Raw genomic sequence first — 16,705 nt, 5'->3', positions numbered from 1 at the left:
CTGCGGCGATCAGGTGGTTCGGGGCTATTTTTCCTGCGAGTGCAGGGACAGGAACGAATAGACTTCCGTCTCGTCCACACCGGGGAATGCGCCCTGCGGCATGGCGGCGAGCAAGTGGGTTTGCGCCCTGGCACTCGGCCACGCGAAACCCGCCCATTCTTTCTGCAGGGCCAACGGCGGCCGGCGGCAGCACGATTCATCAGGGCACGTTGACGTTGACCGTTCGGTGGTGTCCCTGCCTCGGAACCACTTCACGTGCACGTAGGGAACGCCGATGCTGAGCGAGAATTTGCCGGCCGTGGATCGTTCGGTGCGTGCGGTGCACCAGAAGGTCCCGGCTGTGGTGTCGGTGTACTGGTTGTAGGCGCTGAACTGGTCCGCCACATCAAAGACCTCGCGGCTGGTCCAGTAGCGGCAGACAGCCTGGCCTTCGATGGCCCCGAGGTGGTCCATGGGGAAGTTGACCCCATCGTTCTCATAGGCCTTGTGGATGATCCCCGACTCATGGACCTTCTGGAAGTGCACCGAGATCCCCAGGTGCTCGGTGGCCAGGTTGGTGAACCGGTGCGCGGCGGTTTCATATGAGACGGAGAAGGCATCGCGGATGTCCTCGACCGCCAGCTCGCGGGCACTCTTGGCCTTCTGCAGGAAGTCGACTGTCGCCTTTTCGGGCATCATCAAGGATGCGGCAAAGTAGTTCGTCTCGACGCGTTGGCGCAGGAACTCCGCGTAGTCGCGCGGTGTGGCGTGCCCCAAGACGCGGTGCCCGAACGCCTGGAGCAGCACCGAGCGCGTGGAATAGTCCGAGCGCTGGGACTGGGTGAGGTAGACACGCATGTTCTTCAGATCCGTCACGGACCGGGTGGAGTGCGGAAGGTCCGAGACGTTGTGGAGCGAAAATCCGAGGTGCGAGGCAATGTCGGTAATCTGGTGGTGCGAAAGCGGCCCGGATGCATGCCCGATGGCCTTGAGGACCTTCGCCGATTCCTTTTCGATCTCCGGGTAGTAGTTGTTGCGTTCGCGCATTTCCCCGCGCAACTCCGCATTGGCGCGGCGTGCTTCTTCGGGGGTCGCGGACTGTTCGTTGAGCCGGCGTTCGAGTTCACCTTGGAGGCCGACCAGCGATTCGAGCACGTCCATGGGAAGCCGCGATGAAATGCGGACCTTGGGCAGGCCCAGGGACTGGTAGAGGGGTCCGCGCTGGGCGCGTTCCAGTTCGATCTCCAGCGCGGCCCGCTTGGTCGGCGGCGCAGCACCGAGCAATTCGTCCAGCCCTACCCCGAAGACTGCAGCCAGCGACTTGAGCATGCTCAACTTGGGTTCGCGTTTGCCGTTCTCCATCAATGACAACTGGCTCGGTGCCGTGCCCACGGCTTCGGAGAGGTCGTCAAGGGTCATCGACTTGGCCTTGCGCAGGTGTCGGATCCGCCGGCCAAGGGAAATGATGTCCAGCGCTTCGGCATCTTCCGGCGAGAGGACACTCTTCTCAGGCAACGCCGGCCGGTTCCATGTGGGGGTGCTCACGTTTTCAGAGTACGGGAAGAAACAGAATACTTTCCAACATGTGACCCTGTTTTTCGGGCGCAGAAGTGCCGCAATGCGCCCATTGGGAAAAGAAACGTCGTTCGCTTGGCCCCGCCCCCGGAATTTCCGGCCTGGTTCCAACCTCCATCGGCGCCCGAAAATCTAGAATTAAGATACCGACCGAAGGAACGGTGAGCACCATGAAAAACATGCGATTCCGCCCGAGGAGCCCGTCAGCGAATATCTCCCGGCTGGGTTTCCCCGCGCTTCACGGATCCGCTTCAAGCCCCGGCCTTCCACACCTGGCGGGAGCCCAGATTCCGGGCCCGGGGACCGGCCACGTCCTATGCGGCGAAGACGGCCGGCCAGCCGATGCCGCCGCAGATCCATGGGAGATTGAAGGCCACCAAGCACACCGTGGCGGGTTCCAGAGCTTCCTGAGGCGTGTACTGGGCCGCTGAACGGCACAAACAAGACCACCTCGATAGGCCCGCCACCTTCTGGTTTTGTGACGGGCACCGGTTGCGCGTCCTGGCTGTGCCCCATCCCTGAAAACGTTGAAGCCCCGGCTCGGTAAGCTCGTGACATGATCGATTTCGACAATTCCTCCATCTTCAAGCTCAGCCCGTGCAACCCCGGTGACGTTGCAGGCGAAATCATTCCCCTCTTTGTACAGGGTGAAGAACTACTCGCAGCATTCAAGGGGGTGCGCGACTACGTGGTCTTCACCAACAAGCGGCTCATTGCGGTCAATATTCAGGGCATCACTGGCAAAAAGCGCGATTACACGTCGCTGCCCTATTCCAAGGTTCAGGCGTTTTCGGTGGAAGCCTCCGGAACATTCGACCTCGACGCCGAGCTGGACCTGTGGTTCAGCGGCCTGGGCAAAGTTCGGCTTGAATTCAAGGGAAATGTCGACGTTCGAGCTCTCTCGCAGCTCATCGCTTCCTACGTCCTGTGACGTGGCAGGCCGGGGCCCAACGGGATCTGGCTACCGTACCAACAGCATCGCAGTAGTTTGGTAGACGACCTCCGGAATCATTGCGGGTATCGGGCAAACAGACGTCGGGGCCGCACCCATTGGGTGCGGCCCCGACGTCTTGCATCATTGGATTGAGCCAACTGCTACTTAGCGACCGACTCCGGGAATTCCGACTCCTCGACGCCAAGCCCAGAATTGAAAGCCGCAGCTGCCTGCCGCTCTTCCTCGACCTTCGCAGAGTGCAGTACGCGCAACGCTGCGTGCTGCGGGTTGCGACGCAGCAGGCCGTATCCGATACCCAGGGCCACGAACCAGAGCGGGGTGAAGAGCAGCGCTGACAAGGTGTCCGGCTGCGTGGTCAACGCCCACAGGATGAAACCGAAGAACGCCAGGACCACGTACGGCATGAACGTTCCACCGGGCATCTTGAATTTGCTCGCCGCGTGCAGCTGCGGGCGGCGCTTGCGGTAGACCAGGTAGCTGATCAGGATGATCGACCAGACGAACATGAAGCACAGCGCAGACACGGTGGTGACCAGGGTGAAGGCCTCAGCCACGCCACCCTCTGCGTAAAGCAGCACTACGCCCGCAAGCAGGAACGTGCAGGAGAACAACAGTGCGTTGCGCGGGACCTTGGTCCGCGAGAGCTTTGCAAAGGCCTTGGGTGCGTCGCCGTCCTCGGCCAGCCCGTGGATCATCCGCGACGTCGAATAGATGCCGGAGTTTGCACTCGAGGTTGCCGAGGTGAGCACCACGAAGTTCACGATGCCGGCGGCACCCGCCAGGCCGGCCAGGGCGAACATGGCCACGAACGGGGACTCCTCGGCGCTGAAAAGGTTCCACGGCTGGACAGCCATGAGGATGACCAGCGCACCCACGTAGAAGAAGAGGATGCGGACCGGGATGGAGTTGATGGCACGCGGCAGCGTCTTTTCCGGATCCTTGGTCTCGGCGGCGGTGGTTCCCACCAGCTCGATGCCGACGAATGCGAACACCGCGATCTGGAAGCCGGCAACGAAGCCCATGAAGCCCGTCGGGAACATCCCCTCGCCGCTCCAGAGGTTCGTGAAGGACGCGGTGACGCCGTTGTGCTCGAAGCCCGTGATGACCATGACCAGGCCGATGACGATCAGCGCGCCGATGGCGACGATCTTGACCAGGGCAAACCAAAACTCGGTCTCACCGAAGTTCTTGACACTCGGCAGGTTGAGCGCGATCAGCAACAGGATGCAGCCTACGGCCGGGATCCACAGCGGCAGGTCCTTCCACCAGTAGGCCACATAGTGGGAGATCGCCACGACATCGGCGATGCCCGTGACCACCCAGCAGAACCAGTAGGTCCAGCCGGTGAAGAACCCGGCCCAGGGCCCGAGGATGTCACCGGCGAAGTCGGAAAAGTTCTTGTAGTTGGTGTTGCTCAGCAGCAATTCGCCCATTGCCCGCATCACGAAGAAGAGCATGAAGCCGATGATCATGTATACGAAGATGACGGAGGGTCCGGCGACGGAGATGGTCTTGCCCGAACCCATGAACAGGCCGGTGCCGATGGCCCCGCCGATGGCGATCAGTTGGATGTGGCGGTTGGAGAGCCCTCGCTCAAGATGGGGCGTGGAACTGTTGTTGCTCATGCTGTTGCCTTCCAGATGGGTGCTGGTGCTTCGGTGGCGGGACGTGGGCGTTTCGCACCATCAAGTCCGCGGCATTGTTCTCCGAGGCCACCGTTTCCGCGCCGACGCACTTGCAGGAGAGCGCACAGGGTGCGCGCGGCGGACGCCGGACCGGTCGGTGCCGGATCCAGGGTACGGCCCGCGGGCACGCCAATGTACAACCGGGCAGTGGCTTGGGTGGGTGGCATCTTGGAGGAACTCCCGAATCGCGTGCGGGCGATGCCGCACTGTTCTTGGATCCTCCCCAATCTGTTGACGTACCTGAGAGTTTCCATCCCGGCCCTCGAGGGGGGGACTTGCTCCTTCGGTGAGCACGGATTCCACCGTGCTGCTTTCCAGATTCGCCTCTTCGTGGCGGTGCGGGGGCCTGAGAGTTTCCTGGGGAGGAATTGCTCCTACGGCGCCCGTCCATGGCGTGAACGGGACTCTCCCGCCACGTGTTAGCGGCGATAGCTTGTGACTGCTGTCACAACGTACGCCTGTTGCGGCCACGAACGCAACTTGTTACGCCGACGCTCCGGCAACTGCAGCGGAAACAATTTTCCGACTTGGCGTGAAGAAGATTCGTGGCGACTTCACATTCCGGGCACGATTCGTCCATTGCGACGCAGTCCGATCGGCGATGGCCTTCCAGACGCGTGGCGACAACTCGCCGGAGGTGCGCTTTCCGGTCCTGGCAACTACGCGGTGATCAAAGTGCGGTGGCCGCCTCCCAACAACGGGGGGCGGCCACCGAGAGCTTTTGCTGCTGGCTACTTCGTAGCCCAGAGCGCGGACTCGTCATCGAACGACAGGGTTTCCGTCACGCGTACCTTGGCATCGACAACCGCGGCCGCCGGAACATCGAACACCACTTGGTACGTGCCCTTCCCGCCATTGCGCAGGGTTGGCATGTCGGTTGCAGGCTTTGGCGCAACTGCCATCGAAGCGGAGGAAGTGTCATAGATACGAGCATCGGAACCGAGCAGTTCAGGCGACAAATCGATCCAGGCGTCACCCTCCTCGTCACCGTTGTAGACAACCGAAAGTTCGACGAGCACGTACTGGCCATCGGCCTTTTCGTTGAACTGGTTGGCCTTCGCGATTTGCTTCGCAGCATCGAGCACCACGGAATCCACCGTCACCGTGTACTCGCCAACCTCACCCGACTGCCCGAGCGCAAGCACATTCGATTCATCGGCGGCCTGTTCAACCACTTTTTTCGGTGCTGCAACCTCACCGTCCGATGCATCCTCGATGGCAGTCGCGACGGAATCCAACGCGGCAGAATAGGCCGCCTGGGTGATGAATACCATGGCGATCGAAACTACCGCAATGATGGTGGATGCGATTCCCAGCCCCTTGCCGCCGTTGCGCTTGATGGCGAAGACCAGCGAGAAGATGCCAAGGGCCAGGGCAACAATCCCGAGGACTGCAGCGAAATTGTTGATGATCGGCACCCAGGACAGCGTCAGGGCCACGATGGCGATAACCAACGCGGCAACACCCAGCCCCTTCCCTGCTGCTGATTTCGGAGCGGGTGCTTGCGGTTGAGGCGCCGGTGCAGGCGCAGGTGCGAGCTGATTTTCCATAGACATGTTCCCCCATGTGAATGAGGCGCCGAACGGCGCCGGAATGTTGACTGCCGCCTCGGGTACGTACCTGCAGCGCCGGTCTGGATCGTTAGTTGACCCTTCAATAAGGGTAGTGGTGGCCGCCCACGATTTGGATTGGCGACTCGATCCAAAGACCAGTTCTTCCCAAGCCAGTAACAGATTCAACCCATAGCGGGTACGACCTCGCCCTCCTTGAGACCACAAGCGTTGGGCCATCTGGATGACCACAGACCCATTCAGGACCCTTCATGGAAAACCCACAGCTGCTTTCCTGCATCGAATCAGTCCGTTTGTTCGTTGGACCAAATATAGACAACCTCACGAGACACTAACGGAGTCCCTTGCCCTTGTTCCGAACTGCACCCAAGGCCTGCGCCGACACAACCTCGAAGGCTTTGCTCCCCAATGCCTCGTCGAGCACGTTGTCGCGCCGCAGGACTGTTGTGTTGTTGGGAATCGACGGGGCCGGCAAGACCACCGCCGCAAATGCGCTCGTTGCGGGGATCCGGGAGAGCGGCGGGCGCGCCCAGCTCTTGCGCAATCCCGCAGGACGACGTTGGATGTCCCGCATGGCATCGCGGTTCGGTACAGCGTTGTCACCAACCTGGGCCAACCGACTTGAATCGTTGATTCGATCCGTCAACGTACTCATCGCCCAGGCACGCGCCTTCGTGTATCCCGGCGCCACTGTCATGGACCGGCATTTGGCCTGCCAGCTCGTCCTGCGCTCGGTTCGCGGCTTGCCGCAGGGCCGTCTCCTGCAATGGATCATACGAGTGCTTCCGCGCCCGGACTCGGTCATCCTGATCGACGTCCCAGCAGAGGTGGCGCATGCCCGAATCGTCTCGCGCGGCGAAGACAGCGAAACGATGTCGTACCTCACCTCTGCCCGTGCGGCGTACCTGGAGATTGCCTCAGTCAGAGGCTGGAACATTGTCGACGGCTCATCCACTCCGGACCAGGTCGCCCGCGACGCGCTTCGGGCCGCACTGCACGACGCCTGATCCGCAGCCGCCCGGTCGCCTCCAGGCCCGGCCTAGCCGCAGTGGCTGCCGGCATTCCCACCAAGGATGACCAACCCTTCCCTGCCGACCTGGAAAAGTGCAGATCAGGGATTCTTCAGTTCTCAGAAATTTCCTCCGGTTCTTCGGCTGGTTCGTGAGCCAAACCACTCGTTTTCGGTTTCGTCCGATGAATCCCGGGACGAGTCGCCTCATTTTTCGCAAACGCGAAGAACTGCAAATCTTTCCTCCAAAACCCTCTGGCAGGGGCTGGCAAAGTGCGGAAATGTAGTTCCCACGCAGAAAGAACGCCGGAACAACCTACCGGGCTCGACGAAGATGTCGACCCCGAACCGGCACCGGCAACCAGCAAGGAGAAGGCAATGACCGAGCAGAACTCGACCGAGAACCGTATCGCAGCAATTGAACAGGATTGGGCAACCAACCCCCGCTGGAACGGCGTTACTCGTGATTACTCGGCAGCAGACGTAGTGAAGCTGCAGGGATCGGTGCAGGAAGAGCACACCCTGGCAAAGCGCGGCTCCGAAAAGCTCTGGAAGCAGCTCACCGAGGAAGCACCGACCGGCGGCTACACCAACGCACTGGGCGCCCTGACCGGCAACCAGGCCGTTCAGCAGGTCAAGGCCGGCCTCCGCGCCATTTACCTTTCCGGTTGGCAGGTCGCAGCAGATGCAAACCTTTCCGGCCACACCTACCCGGACCAGTCGCTCTACCCGGCCAACTCGGTTCCGCAGGTCGTTCGCCGCATCAACAACGCACTGCTCCGTGCGGACCAGATCGAGCACGCCGAAGGCATCAAGTCCGTTGAGGACTGGCTGGTACCGATCGTGGCCGACGCCGAGGCCGGCTTCGGCGGCCCGCTGAACGCCTACGAACTGATGAAGTCGATGATCTCCTCCGGCGCCTCGGGCGTCCACTGGGAAGACCAGCTCGCTTCGGAAAAGAAGTGCGGCCACCTTGGAGGCAAGGTCCTCATCCCGACCCAGCAGCACGTTCGCACCCTGAACGCAGCTCGCCTGGCCGCGGACGTCGCCAACACCCCGTCCGTAGTCATTGCACGCACCGACGCCGAGGCAGCAACCCTGATCACCTCCGACGTCGATGACCGCGACAAGGAATTCATCACCGGCGAGCGCACCGCGGAAGGCTTCTACAAGGTCCGCAACGGCATCGAACCGTGCATCGCCCGCGCCAAGGCCTACGCACCGTACTCCGACCTCATCTGGATGGAAACCGGCACCCCAGACCTGGAACTTGCCCGCAAGTTCGCGGAGGCAGTCAAGAAGGACTTCCCGGACCAGATGCTCTCCTACAACTGCTCCCCTTCCTTCAACTGGAAGAAGCACCTGGACGATGCAACCATCGCCAAGTTCCAGCGCGAACTCGGTGCCATGGGCTTCACCTTCCAGTTCATCACCCTCGCCGGCTTCCACGCCCTGAACCACTCGATGTTCGACCTGGCTCACGGCTACGCCCGCGAAGGCATGACCGCCTACGTCGACCTCCAGGAGCGCGAGTTCGCTTCCGAGTCCCGCGGCTACACCGCAACCAAGCACCAGCGCGAAGTGGGCACCGGCTACTTCGACGACATTGCAACAGTTCTTAACCCGAACGCATCCACCCTGGCTCTGGTGGGATCCACCGAAGCCGGCCAGTTCCACTAAGCACACCACGGCGGTTTCCGCCCCGGTGTCCCGTGGGGCCGGCTGAACACAGCCGGCCCCACGGGGTTAAACCCGTTTCAATGACACCCCAGGCACATCGCCACCCACCATTCTTGATTTTCGAAGGAGTCCAGCCATGAACGATCCCATCACCCTGAACGGTATTACTTTGGTCGCTGCGCCGGTTCGCCGGCAGGAAGAGGTCCTCACGCCTCAGGCGCTGGACTTCCTCGCCCAGCTCCACAAGGCATTCGACGGCCGCCGCGCCGAACTGATGCAGACCCGCCAGCTGAACCGTGCCCGCATCGCCAACGGCGCCGATCCGAAGTTCCGCCCGGAAACCAAGCACATCCGCGAGGACAGCTCCTGGCAGGTCGCCCCCATCGCCCCGGGGCTCGAGGACCGCCGCGTGGAAATCACCGGCCCGACCGACCGCAAGATGACCATCAACGCCTTGAACTCCGGCGCCAAGGTCTGGCTCGCCGACATGGAGGACTCCTCCACCCCGAGCTGGTCCAACGTCATCAACGGCCAGCTGAACCTGCGCTCCGTGCTGGACCGCAACATCGATTTCACCTCCCCGGAGGGCAAGGAGTACAAGCTCGCCGGCGAGAAGCTCACCGACCTGCCCACCATCGTTGTCCGTCCCCGCGGCTGGCACCTCCCGGAGAAGAACCTGCTGGTTGCCGGCAAGCCGATGTCCGGCGCCCTTGTCGACTTCGGCCTGTACTTCTACCACAACGCCCAGCGACTGATCTCGCAGGGCCGTGGCCCATACTTCTACCTGCCGAAGATCGAAAACCACCTCGAGGCCCGCCTCTGGAACGACGTCTTCGTCCTGGCCCAGGACCTGGTCGGAATCCCGCAGGGAACCATCCGCGCCACCGTCCTGATCGAGACCATCACCGCGGCCTTCGAGATGGAGGAAATCCTCTACGAACTGCGCGAACACGCAGCGGGCCTGAACGCCGGCCGTTGGGACTACATCTTCTCCATCATCAAGAACTTCCGTTCCCGCGGCCCGCGCTTCGTCCTCCCGGACCGCGGCATGGTGACCATGACGGCACCGTTCATGCGCTCCTACACCGAGCAGCTGGTGCGTGCATGCCACCGGCGCGGCGCCATGGCCATCGGCGGCATGGCGGCCTTCATCCCGAACCGCAAGGACCAGGCCATCAACACCGTGGCCTTCGAGAAGGTCCGCGCCGACAAGACCCGCGAGGCCAACGACGGCTTCGACGGTTCGTGGGTTGCACACCCGGACCTGGTTCCGGTGGCCCGCGAGGTCTTCGACGCAGTCCTGGGTGACAAGCCGAACCAGCGCGACCGCACCCGTGAGGACGTCACCCCCGACGACAAGGAACTGCTGAACGTTGCAGGCACCGAAGGCAAGATCACGGAAGCCGGCATCCGCAACAACATCGAGGTCGGCATCCGCTACATGGAAGCCTGGCTGCGCGGCAACGGCGCCGTGGCCATCCACAACCTCATGGAGGATGCCGCCACCGCCGAGATCTCGCGTTCGCAGATCTGGCAGTGGATCCAGCAGGCCGCCATCACCGATGCCGGCGAACTGATTTCCCGCACCTGGGTGGAGGACCTCACCGAGGAGGAGTTCGACAAGCTTTCACGCTTCGAGGGCGACCGCTTCGACGAGGCACGCGAGATCTTCGAGGCTTGCGCCTTGCGTGAGGATTTCCCGACCTTCCTCACCGTCCAGGCCTACAACCGCTACCTGCACGAGGCCAAGGCCCCGGAAAAGGTCAGCGTCTAACCCACCGGATCTTTGGCGGCGGGGTCGAGGGGCAAGCGCAACGACGCGACAACCCCTCCGATCCCGCCACCAGGACACAACTTCATAAACTTCGATAGTCCCCACCGGCAGAGCTGCTTAGTGCGGGGACTTTCGTTCTTAACGACGTGTCTGCCCGCTGGTCCGCGAGTTTCAGCGGACATCGCAGAAACCCGGGCCCGCGGCACGCCCGAACGAGGGGTGCCGGAAGGCAAGCCACATCGCCGGGACAGCTCCCCACCCCGTCTCGGGTCATCCCGTCATCGCGGAAAGGCGCCGGACGGAACGGCCCTCGAGAATCGCCCGGGCGGCACCTCGACCCGCCACATGGAACAGCAAGCCGGAACCGCCCCTGGCGCGCGCCGGGGGACGGGAATTTCCGGCACGCAGCCTGCGGGATCCCGGCTGGGTGTCCGGCTGGGTGTCCGGCCCGCGACACCTTTCCCGGGCATCGTCCGCCCCTACCTGCGTGGACGTGCCGTCGACGTCCGGGCCGGTCCCGGCGGGGTTGGATGGGTTGGGACCGGAAGGTAGGGGCCGGAGCCGTGGAACCGCGTGGTGGGCGTTGCCTGGGCACAAGGCGGCAGGGGCCGGGCTGCAATTTCTGCAACCCGGCCCCTGCCGTCTCTTGTTGTTTAGCGGGCTCCCGTCCTGAAGTTCCAGGACTTGGCAGTCAGCTTGTTCGACCGGGAATCCTTGATGCTGCTGGACACCTTCACCGTGTAACGGGTGTTGGCCGCGAGCTGGGACCTCGGATTGATGGTTGCCGTGCGCGTGCTGGCCTTGTAGCTCACCACGGCCGACACGGTGGAACCGGAGGACGTCGTCAACCGGACGCTGCCGGAATTGACGCCGCTCACTGCTTCACTGAACTGCACCGTGACGTTGCCGCTGCGCGAGACGCTGGTGGCGTTGGCGCCCGGCGTCTGGCGTGCGATCGTCGGCACGGGATCGGTGGTGAAGCTCCAGGTCGTTGCCGCCAGGGAGTTGCCACCTGCATCCCGGATGCCGCTCGAGAGCCGCACCGTGTAGCGGGTGTTGGCCGCCAGGGTTGCCGACGGGTTCAGCGTCGCGGTCCGCGAGGCGCTGTTGTAGGTGACAACGGCCCCCACTGTCGCGCCGCTCGGGCTTGTCAACCGAATGTTGGTGCCGTTGGCCCCGGTTACTGCCTCGCTGAACGTCGCCGAGATGTTGCCGGTGCGCGAGACGTTCGTGGCGTTGGCCGCCGGCGTCCGGCCCGTCACCGTTGGCACGGCGTCGGTGGTGAAGCTCCAGGTGGTGGTGGCCAGGGCGTTGCCGCCTAGGTCCCTGATGCCCCCGGAGAGCCGCACCGTGTAGCGGGTGTTGGCCGCCAGCGTCGCCACCGGGTTCAGCGTCACGGTGCGGTTGAGCGCGTTGTAGGTGACAACCGCCGTCACCGTCGCGCCGCTCGGGCTTGTCAACCGAACGTTGGTGCCGTTGGCCCCCGTCACTGCCTCACTGAACGTCGCCGAGATGTTGCCGGTGCGGGAGACGTTCGTGGCGTCGGTGCCCGGCGTCCGACTCGTCACCGTGGGCGCAGCGTCCGTGGTGAAGCTCCAGCTGGTCGCCGCCAGTGCGTTGCCGCCCCCGTCCTGGATGCCGTTGGTCAGCGACACCGTGTAGCGGGTGCCGGTGGCCAGGTTGGCATTCGGGTTCAGCGTGGCGGTGTTGGTTGCCCCGTTGTAGCTGTAGGTGGCCGCCAGCGGTGCCCCGTTCGGGCCTGTCAGCTGCATGGTGGCGCTGCCGGTGCCCGTGACCGTTTCGCTGAAGGTTGCCGTGACGTTGGTGCCCACCGCGACGTTCGTCGCGTTGGTCGCCGGCGTCCGGGCGGTGAGCGTCGGTGCCGGGTCAACCGGTGCCGCCGCCGTGGTGAACGACCACTCGGTGGCCACCAGTGCGGTGCCCCCGGCGATGCCGATGCCGTTGGTCAGCTTCACCGTGTAACGGGTGCTGAAGGCCAGGTTGGCGTTCGGGTTCAGCGTGGCCGTCCCGTTGGCGTAGCCGACCGCCGCGGGGATGGTGTCGCCGGCCGGGTTGACCAGCGTCATGGTGCCGGTTCCGACTCCGGTGACGGCCTCGCTGAAGGTCGCCGTGACGTTGGTTCCGACGGCAACGTTTGTCGCGTCGGCTGCCGGCGTCCGTCCGGTCACCGTCGGGGCAGACCCGGCGATGGTGAAGGACCAGCTGGTGGCCTCGAGCATGTTGCCCTTGGCGTCGCCGATGGTGTTGGCCAGGGCCACCGTGTAGCGGGTGTTTCCGGCCAGGTCGGCGTTCGGGTTCAGCGTGGCGGTGCGGGTGGCGGAGTCGTAGCTGACGGCCGCCGGGATGGCGGTGCCTGCCGCGTCGGTCAGCGTGACAGAGGTGCCGTCGACGCCGTCGACGTCCTCGCTGAACGTTGCCGTCACGTTGGAGCCGGCCGCGATGTTCGTCGCGTCCACTGCCGGGGTCCGCTCCGTCACCGTCGGGCTCGTGGTGTCGTTGAGGACCACCGTCTGGTCGGTGAACTTCAGCTGTTCCACGTTGGTGATGCGGTCGGTCCCGTCATCGCCGGTGCCGCCGCTGTGGACGACCGTGGTGACGCCGTCGGGCGCGGTGGTGATGGTGTATTCGGAGCGTGCACCGGAGAAGTTCGCGGTGTCCACATCCAGGTCCGCACCGGTCGAGGTGAGGATCTCCCGCACGATGGCCACCTTGCCCGGGTCGATCTCGCCGGACATGATGTCGGCCTGCAGCTCCTTGAGCGAGGTCGCCGTCCGGGTTTGGGTGGCCGGGTCGTTGACGTCGGTGCGGACGCTCAGGCGGACGTTGAGCCACTTGTCGCCGTCGATGACGTCATCCGCGCCGTTGCCCCAGATCTGGTCGCTGCCGGAACCGCCGATGATGATGTTGCCTTCACCGAAGGTGATGGTGCCCGGGGGCAGCAATTCACGCAGGCCGTCGATCCTGGCGATGCCCTCGGGGCTCAGCACGTTGCTGGCGCCCGGGACAGCGACTTCCGCGTCGGGTTCGGAGGGAACCACGTCGTTGCCGCGCAGGATGTCGTCCTTCTCCCAGCCGGAGAGCGCCTCGACCAGCAGGAACCTGTCCTTCAACTGGTTCGGGCCTTCGACGATGATCATGCGCATGTCGGAATCGCCGCGCTCCACGGACCGGGCGTGGGTGACCCAGTCGAAGCCGTAGACGCCGTGGTTGCGCTCGATGCCGGGGCCGGCGACCATCACGTCGTCGCCGCCTTCGGCGTCGTAGTCGTCCTCGCCGCTGTCGCCGATGAGTACGTCGTGGCCGGGGTTGTTGACGTCGTCGAAGAACGGTGCGCCGGAGTCGCCCTGGAGCAGGTCGTTGGAGTTGCCGCCCTCCTCCCAGTCGTCGCCGCCGCCGCCGAACACGGTGTCCGGTCCGTCGCCGGCGAGCACCAGGTCGTTTCCTTCGGCCGCGAAGTGCTCGTTGCCGTTCAAGCCGCCGTTGGAGAAGTCGTCCCCGTCGCCCGACATGATGATGTCCAGGCCGGGGCCGGCGTCGATGGCGTCGTTGCCGGGACCGCCCTTGAGGACGTCGTCGCCGTGCGAGTCGGTGATGATGTCACGGCCCTCGCCGCCGAGGACGGTGTCCGCGCCGTCGTTGCCCTCGACGACGTCGTTTCCGTCGTTGCCCCAGACGGTGTCGTTGTCGATGCCGCCCCAGATCCTGTCGTTGCCCGCGGTGCCGTTGAACGTCGACTGGGCGTTGAGGCCCGGGCGGTCAACGGTGTTCGAGACGCGGTAGCGGATGGTTCCGTCGGCCATGCGCATCAGCAGTGCCGATTCGTCGCAGACCGAGGCGGGGTCGTCTGCCACGGCGTTGGAACCCGCGGTTCCGGTGCCGAGGTTGTCCAGTTCGAACTCGCAGTCGGCGACCGCGAAGACGTCCGCCTTCAGCGCCTTGGCGTCGGTGTTGCGCATGATCAGCTCGGCGAAGGAGTTTCCTTCGAGCTGGGTGCGCAGGTTCAGGCCCGAAGTGCGGGAGAGGTAGTACAACCGGTCCCCGTCCTGCAGGTCCGTCATCTGGCGTTCGAAGATGTAGTTGAAGGTGGAGCCGAGCAGGCCGCCGAAGAGGTTCTGCGACTCCGCCAGGCCACCGACCCACAGGTCGATGCCGTCGACGCCGGTCTTCGACACGCCGCCTGTCGTTGCCCATTCCCCGGAGCTGTTGACGAAGTCGTAGGCGTCCACCGGGGTGGCGGCGTCGGTCGGCTTCATGTCGAAGAGCAACTGTGCCGCGGCGCGCTTTGCGTCGATGGTCGTGGCGCCCTTGATGCTCGGGTGGGTGCCGTAGGCGGCCATGAAGTTGACCACCGAATCGGGGTGCTTCATGCCCTGGCCGAAGTCGACCCAGCTGGTGTACGGCTTCAGCGAGGACTCGCCGCTGGTGCGGTAGAGCTCCTTGCGGAAGTTGTTCAACGACGGGACGCCGGTGTCGCGTCCGCGGGCGATGTTCAGCGTGGCGAGGTCAAGCGGCAGGCCCAGCACGTTGTTGCGCAGGGTGTCGGTGACGAACTCGTCGAGCTCCGCGCCGACCTGGTCCGACATGCCCATGGCGATGGCGCCGGCGGCCTGTTCGGGGCTCAGTGTCGCGTCCCCGTTGGCGTTGTAGGCGGCCGGGTTCAGGAAGGCCTCAAGCAGCGGCATGCCGATGTCGGTCCCCGAGTTTGTCGTCCGGTCCACGGTGTCGGTCAGCATCGAGTGGCCGAACCGGTAGGTGGCATGCGCGAACTCGGCCTTGATGGCCGGGTTGATGCCGGTGTCGGACTGGGTGAACACGTTGAATGGGTTGATGCCCGGCTGGATCTTGCGGGCGAAGTCCTCGAAGACGATGTGCTGGTATTCCATCTCCGTGACGAAGCGGGCCGCCTGGAAGATGCGCTCACCGTTCCATTCGCCGTTGGCGAGTTTCCATTCGTTAAGGTCCAGGTTCAGCGAGGCCAACAGGTCCTTCATGTAGCCGGTGAGCCGGTTGTGTTCGGAGTGGAAGACCTGGTGGATCGCCGTCAGGCCGATGTTCTCGTTGACGCGGCCGTCGCCTGCGATGAAGTGGATGTCAAGCATCTCGTCGTCGTAGGTCCCCGCCGCCATGGGCGAGGTCGGCGTCCCTGCGGTGTCGTTTGCGTCCGCGGTCAGCGCCGCACCCGTCTGCCCGTTGAAGGGGTTCGCGTTGTGGGCGATGTCGTCGAGGAAGGCGATGCCGATGCGCTGGACGTTGGCGGGGGGTGCCACCGGGGTGGCGAGGTTGCCCTCAACCAAGTCGTTGTCCGTCGTCACGTACTGGGGCAGGCCGTTGGGTCCGCGCAGGAACCGTCCGTACTGGTCGGTGGCAAGCATCGGGATGTCCGCGATGTCCCCGTCAGAGAGCTGCAGGCCGAGCGTCGATGCCGCCTGGGTCTTGATGCCGGCCCATGTTGCCATGCCGCCCGCCGCGCCCTCGATCATCTTGCCGGTGGATACCGGCTTGCCCTCGAACAGCTTGTATTCGCGCAGGAACACCTGCTGCGAGGAGTGCGAGCCGTAGGTCTGGCTCTGGTCGACCCACGGGGAGTCGGTGTTGGTGGAGTCCTGCACGTCGTCTTCGGTACCCAGCACGCCGTCCGGGCCGGGCTGGTTCTCTGCCCGGTTCAGGATCATGAAGCGCTGGTTGGCCGGGACCTTGCCCTCGAGCACCAGGGGGTCGTCCGCAGCCAGCGGGACCATCACGATGTTCTTGGTCTTCTTGGTGAAGTCGACGCCGTGGTCGAAGAACTGGCCGAACAAGGCGAACATGCCGTTGTACGGCGGCGAGAGGCCGAAGTCGGTGGTGATGTTCGGGATGTCGAGCGTCTCGCCCTCGGGCACGCAGTTGGCCGGCACACCGGGGGCCTCGCAAGGAACAGCCGTCGGGCCGTCGTTGACGGTGCGGTGTGCCTTGCCGGCGGCAGCGATGGCCGCGGGGTTCGACGGGGTCTGGTCAACGATCACGTTGCTGATGAACCGCGGTTCCGCGTCGCTCAGGCTGGTGTTGACTGACTGATAGGAACCCTCACCCAGGCTCGTCCCGTTGGGGGCGATCTTTGTCGCCATGCGCCACTGGGGCGGAGCCAGTCGCGGCATGGCCAGGCTGGCCGCACCGAAGTGGCCCTGGTTTGGAACCAAGTTGTTCTCGGAGCCGTCAACCGCACGCAGCCCGTAGGGCAGCAGCGCGTTGGCGATCTGGTTCGGGCCCGAGCCCACCAGTGGCTGGCCTGCCACGGGGTTGCCCTGGGCGTCTTCCTTGGTGGCGTGGTTCTCAGCAATCTTGATTTGCTTCAGGATGAAACGCATGTCCCCTGCGTTGAGCGTCAGTCCTTGGCCCACGGGTGCGGCCCCTGCAGCCGGGGCCCCCACGACCGGCAGGACGCCGGCCCCCAACAGGATTGCGGTCAATCCCGCGACA

9 protein-coding genes and 1 riboswitch are annotated in these 16,705 nt (G+C 64.2%); of the genes, 4 read left to right on the top strand and 5 right to left on the bottom strand.

Annotation, left to right across the window (positions count from 1 at the left end; genetic code table 11):
• Positions 1–24 precede the first annotated feature (24 nt).
• A complete protein-coding gene (locus tag ACSYDW_RS15745; RefSeq protein WP_438339675.1) occupies positions 25–1,524 on the bottom strand; it encodes a helix-turn-helix domain-containing protein in 1,500 nt (499 codons plus the stop codon).
• A 586-nt stretch (positions 1,525–2,110) separates the two neighbouring features.
• Here ACSYDW_RS15745 and ACSYDW_RS15740 point away from each other — a divergent pair.
• Positions 2,111–2,485 (top strand): PH domain-containing protein, encoded by a 375-nt coding sequence (locus ACSYDW_RS15740; protein WP_438339674.1) that lies wholly within the window; start codon positions 2,111–2,113, stop codon positions 2,483–2,485.
• 164 nt (positions 2,486–2,649) lie between these two features.
• Here the strand turns inward: ACSYDW_RS15740 and cycA are convergent, their stop codons facing one another.
• The 3 genes from cycA to ACSYDW_RS15725 all read right to left on the bottom strand — a co-directional run bounded on the left by cycA (position 2,650) and on the right by ACSYDW_RS15725 (position 6,381).
• Positions 2,650–4,134, bottom strand: coding sequence for a D-serine/D-alanine/glycine transporter (cycA, locus tag ACSYDW_RS15735; protein ID WP_438339673.1), 1,485 nt, complete (start codon positions 4,132–4,134; stop codon positions 2,650–2,652).
• Positions 4,135–4,518: 384 nt separating this feature from the next.
• Positions 4,519–4,616, bottom strand: a riboswitch (glycine riboswitch).
• 309 nt (positions 4,617–4,925) lie between these two features.
• Positions 4,926–5,744, bottom strand: coding sequence for a DUF4190 domain-containing protein (locus ACSYDW_RS15730; protein WP_438339672.1), 819 nt, complete (start codon positions 5,742–5,744; stop codon positions 4,926–4,928).
• Between the two features lie 352 nt (positions 5,745–6,096).
• The gene (locus tag ACSYDW_RS15725) at positions 6,097–6,381 is read right to left on the bottom strand and encodes a hypothetical protein (RefSeq protein WP_438339795.1); all 285 of its coding nucleotides are present in this window, start codon (positions 6,379–6,381) and stop codon (positions 6,097–6,099) included.
• On the opposite strand from ACSYDW_RS15725, the gene ACSYDW_RS15720 reads away from it, so the two are divergent.
• The 3 genes from ACSYDW_RS15720 to aceB all read left to right on the top strand — a co-directional run bounded on the left by ACSYDW_RS15720 (position 6,272) and on the right by aceB (position 10,228).
• Complete coding sequence (locus tag ACSYDW_RS15720; protein ID WP_438339787.1) at positions 6,272–6,772, top strand: nucleoside/nucleotide kinase family protein; 501 nt, start codon at positions 6,272–6,274, stop codon at positions 6,770–6,772. The two genes, ACSYDW_RS15725 and ACSYDW_RS15720, sit on opposite strands and share 110 nt — an antisense overlap.
• 380 nt (positions 6,773–7,152) lie before the next feature.
• Positions 7,153–8,454 carry an isocitrate lyase gene (gene aceA, locus ACSYDW_RS15715; RefSeq protein WP_438339671.1) on the top strand — a complete coding sequence of 434 codons (1,302 nt, stop codon included), beginning with the start codon at positions 7,153–7,155 and terminating at the stop codon, positions 8,452–8,454.
• Positions 8,455–8,590: 136 nt separating this feature from the next.
• Positions 8,591–10,228 (top strand): malate synthase A, encoded by a 1,638-nt coding sequence (aceB, locus tag ACSYDW_RS15710; protein WP_438339670.1) that lies wholly within the window; start codon positions 8,591–8,593, stop codon positions 10,226–10,228.
• Positions 10,229–10,881: 653 nt separating this feature from the next.
• Here the strand turns inward: aceB and ACSYDW_RS15705 are convergent.
• The gene (locus ACSYDW_RS15705) at positions 10,882–16,695 is read right to left on the bottom strand and encodes an Ig-like domain-containing protein (RefSeq protein WP_438339669.1); all 5,814 of its coding nucleotides are present in this window, start codon (positions 16,693–16,695) and stop codon (positions 10,882–10,884) included.
• Positions 16,696–16,705: the final 10 nt, after the last annotated feature.

The organism is Paeniglutamicibacter selenitireducens, assembly GCF_051550675.1.
Classification (GTDB): domain Bacteria; phylum Actinomycetota; class Actinomycetes; order Actinomycetales; family Micrococcaceae; genus Paeniglutamicibacter.
The sequence above is the reverse complement of the archived record's forward strand: the minus strand, read 5'-3'. Positions and strand labels throughout refer to the sequence as shown.

Excerpts from the sequence above, each read along its gene's own strand:
- ACSYDW_RS15740 (WP_438339674.1), top strand. The coding sequence starts at position 2,111 with ATGATCGATTTCGACAATTCCTCCATCTTCAAGCTCAGCCCGTGCAAC.
- cycA (WP_438339673.1), bottom strand. The coding sequence starts at position 4,134 with ATGAGCAACAACAGTTCCACGCCCCATCTTGAGCGAGGGCTCTCCAAC.
- ACSYDW_RS15730 (WP_438339672.1), bottom strand. The coding sequence starts at position 5,744 with ATGGAAAATCAGCTCGCACCTGCGCCTGCACCGGCGCCTCAACCGCAA.
- aceA (WP_438339671.1), top strand. The coding sequence starts at position 7,153 with ATGACCGAGCAGAACTCGACCGAGAACCGTATCGCAGCAATTGAACAG.
- aceB (WP_438339670.1), top strand. The coding sequence starts at position 8,591 with ATGAACGATCCCATCACCCTGAACGGTATTACTTTGGTCGCTGCGCCG.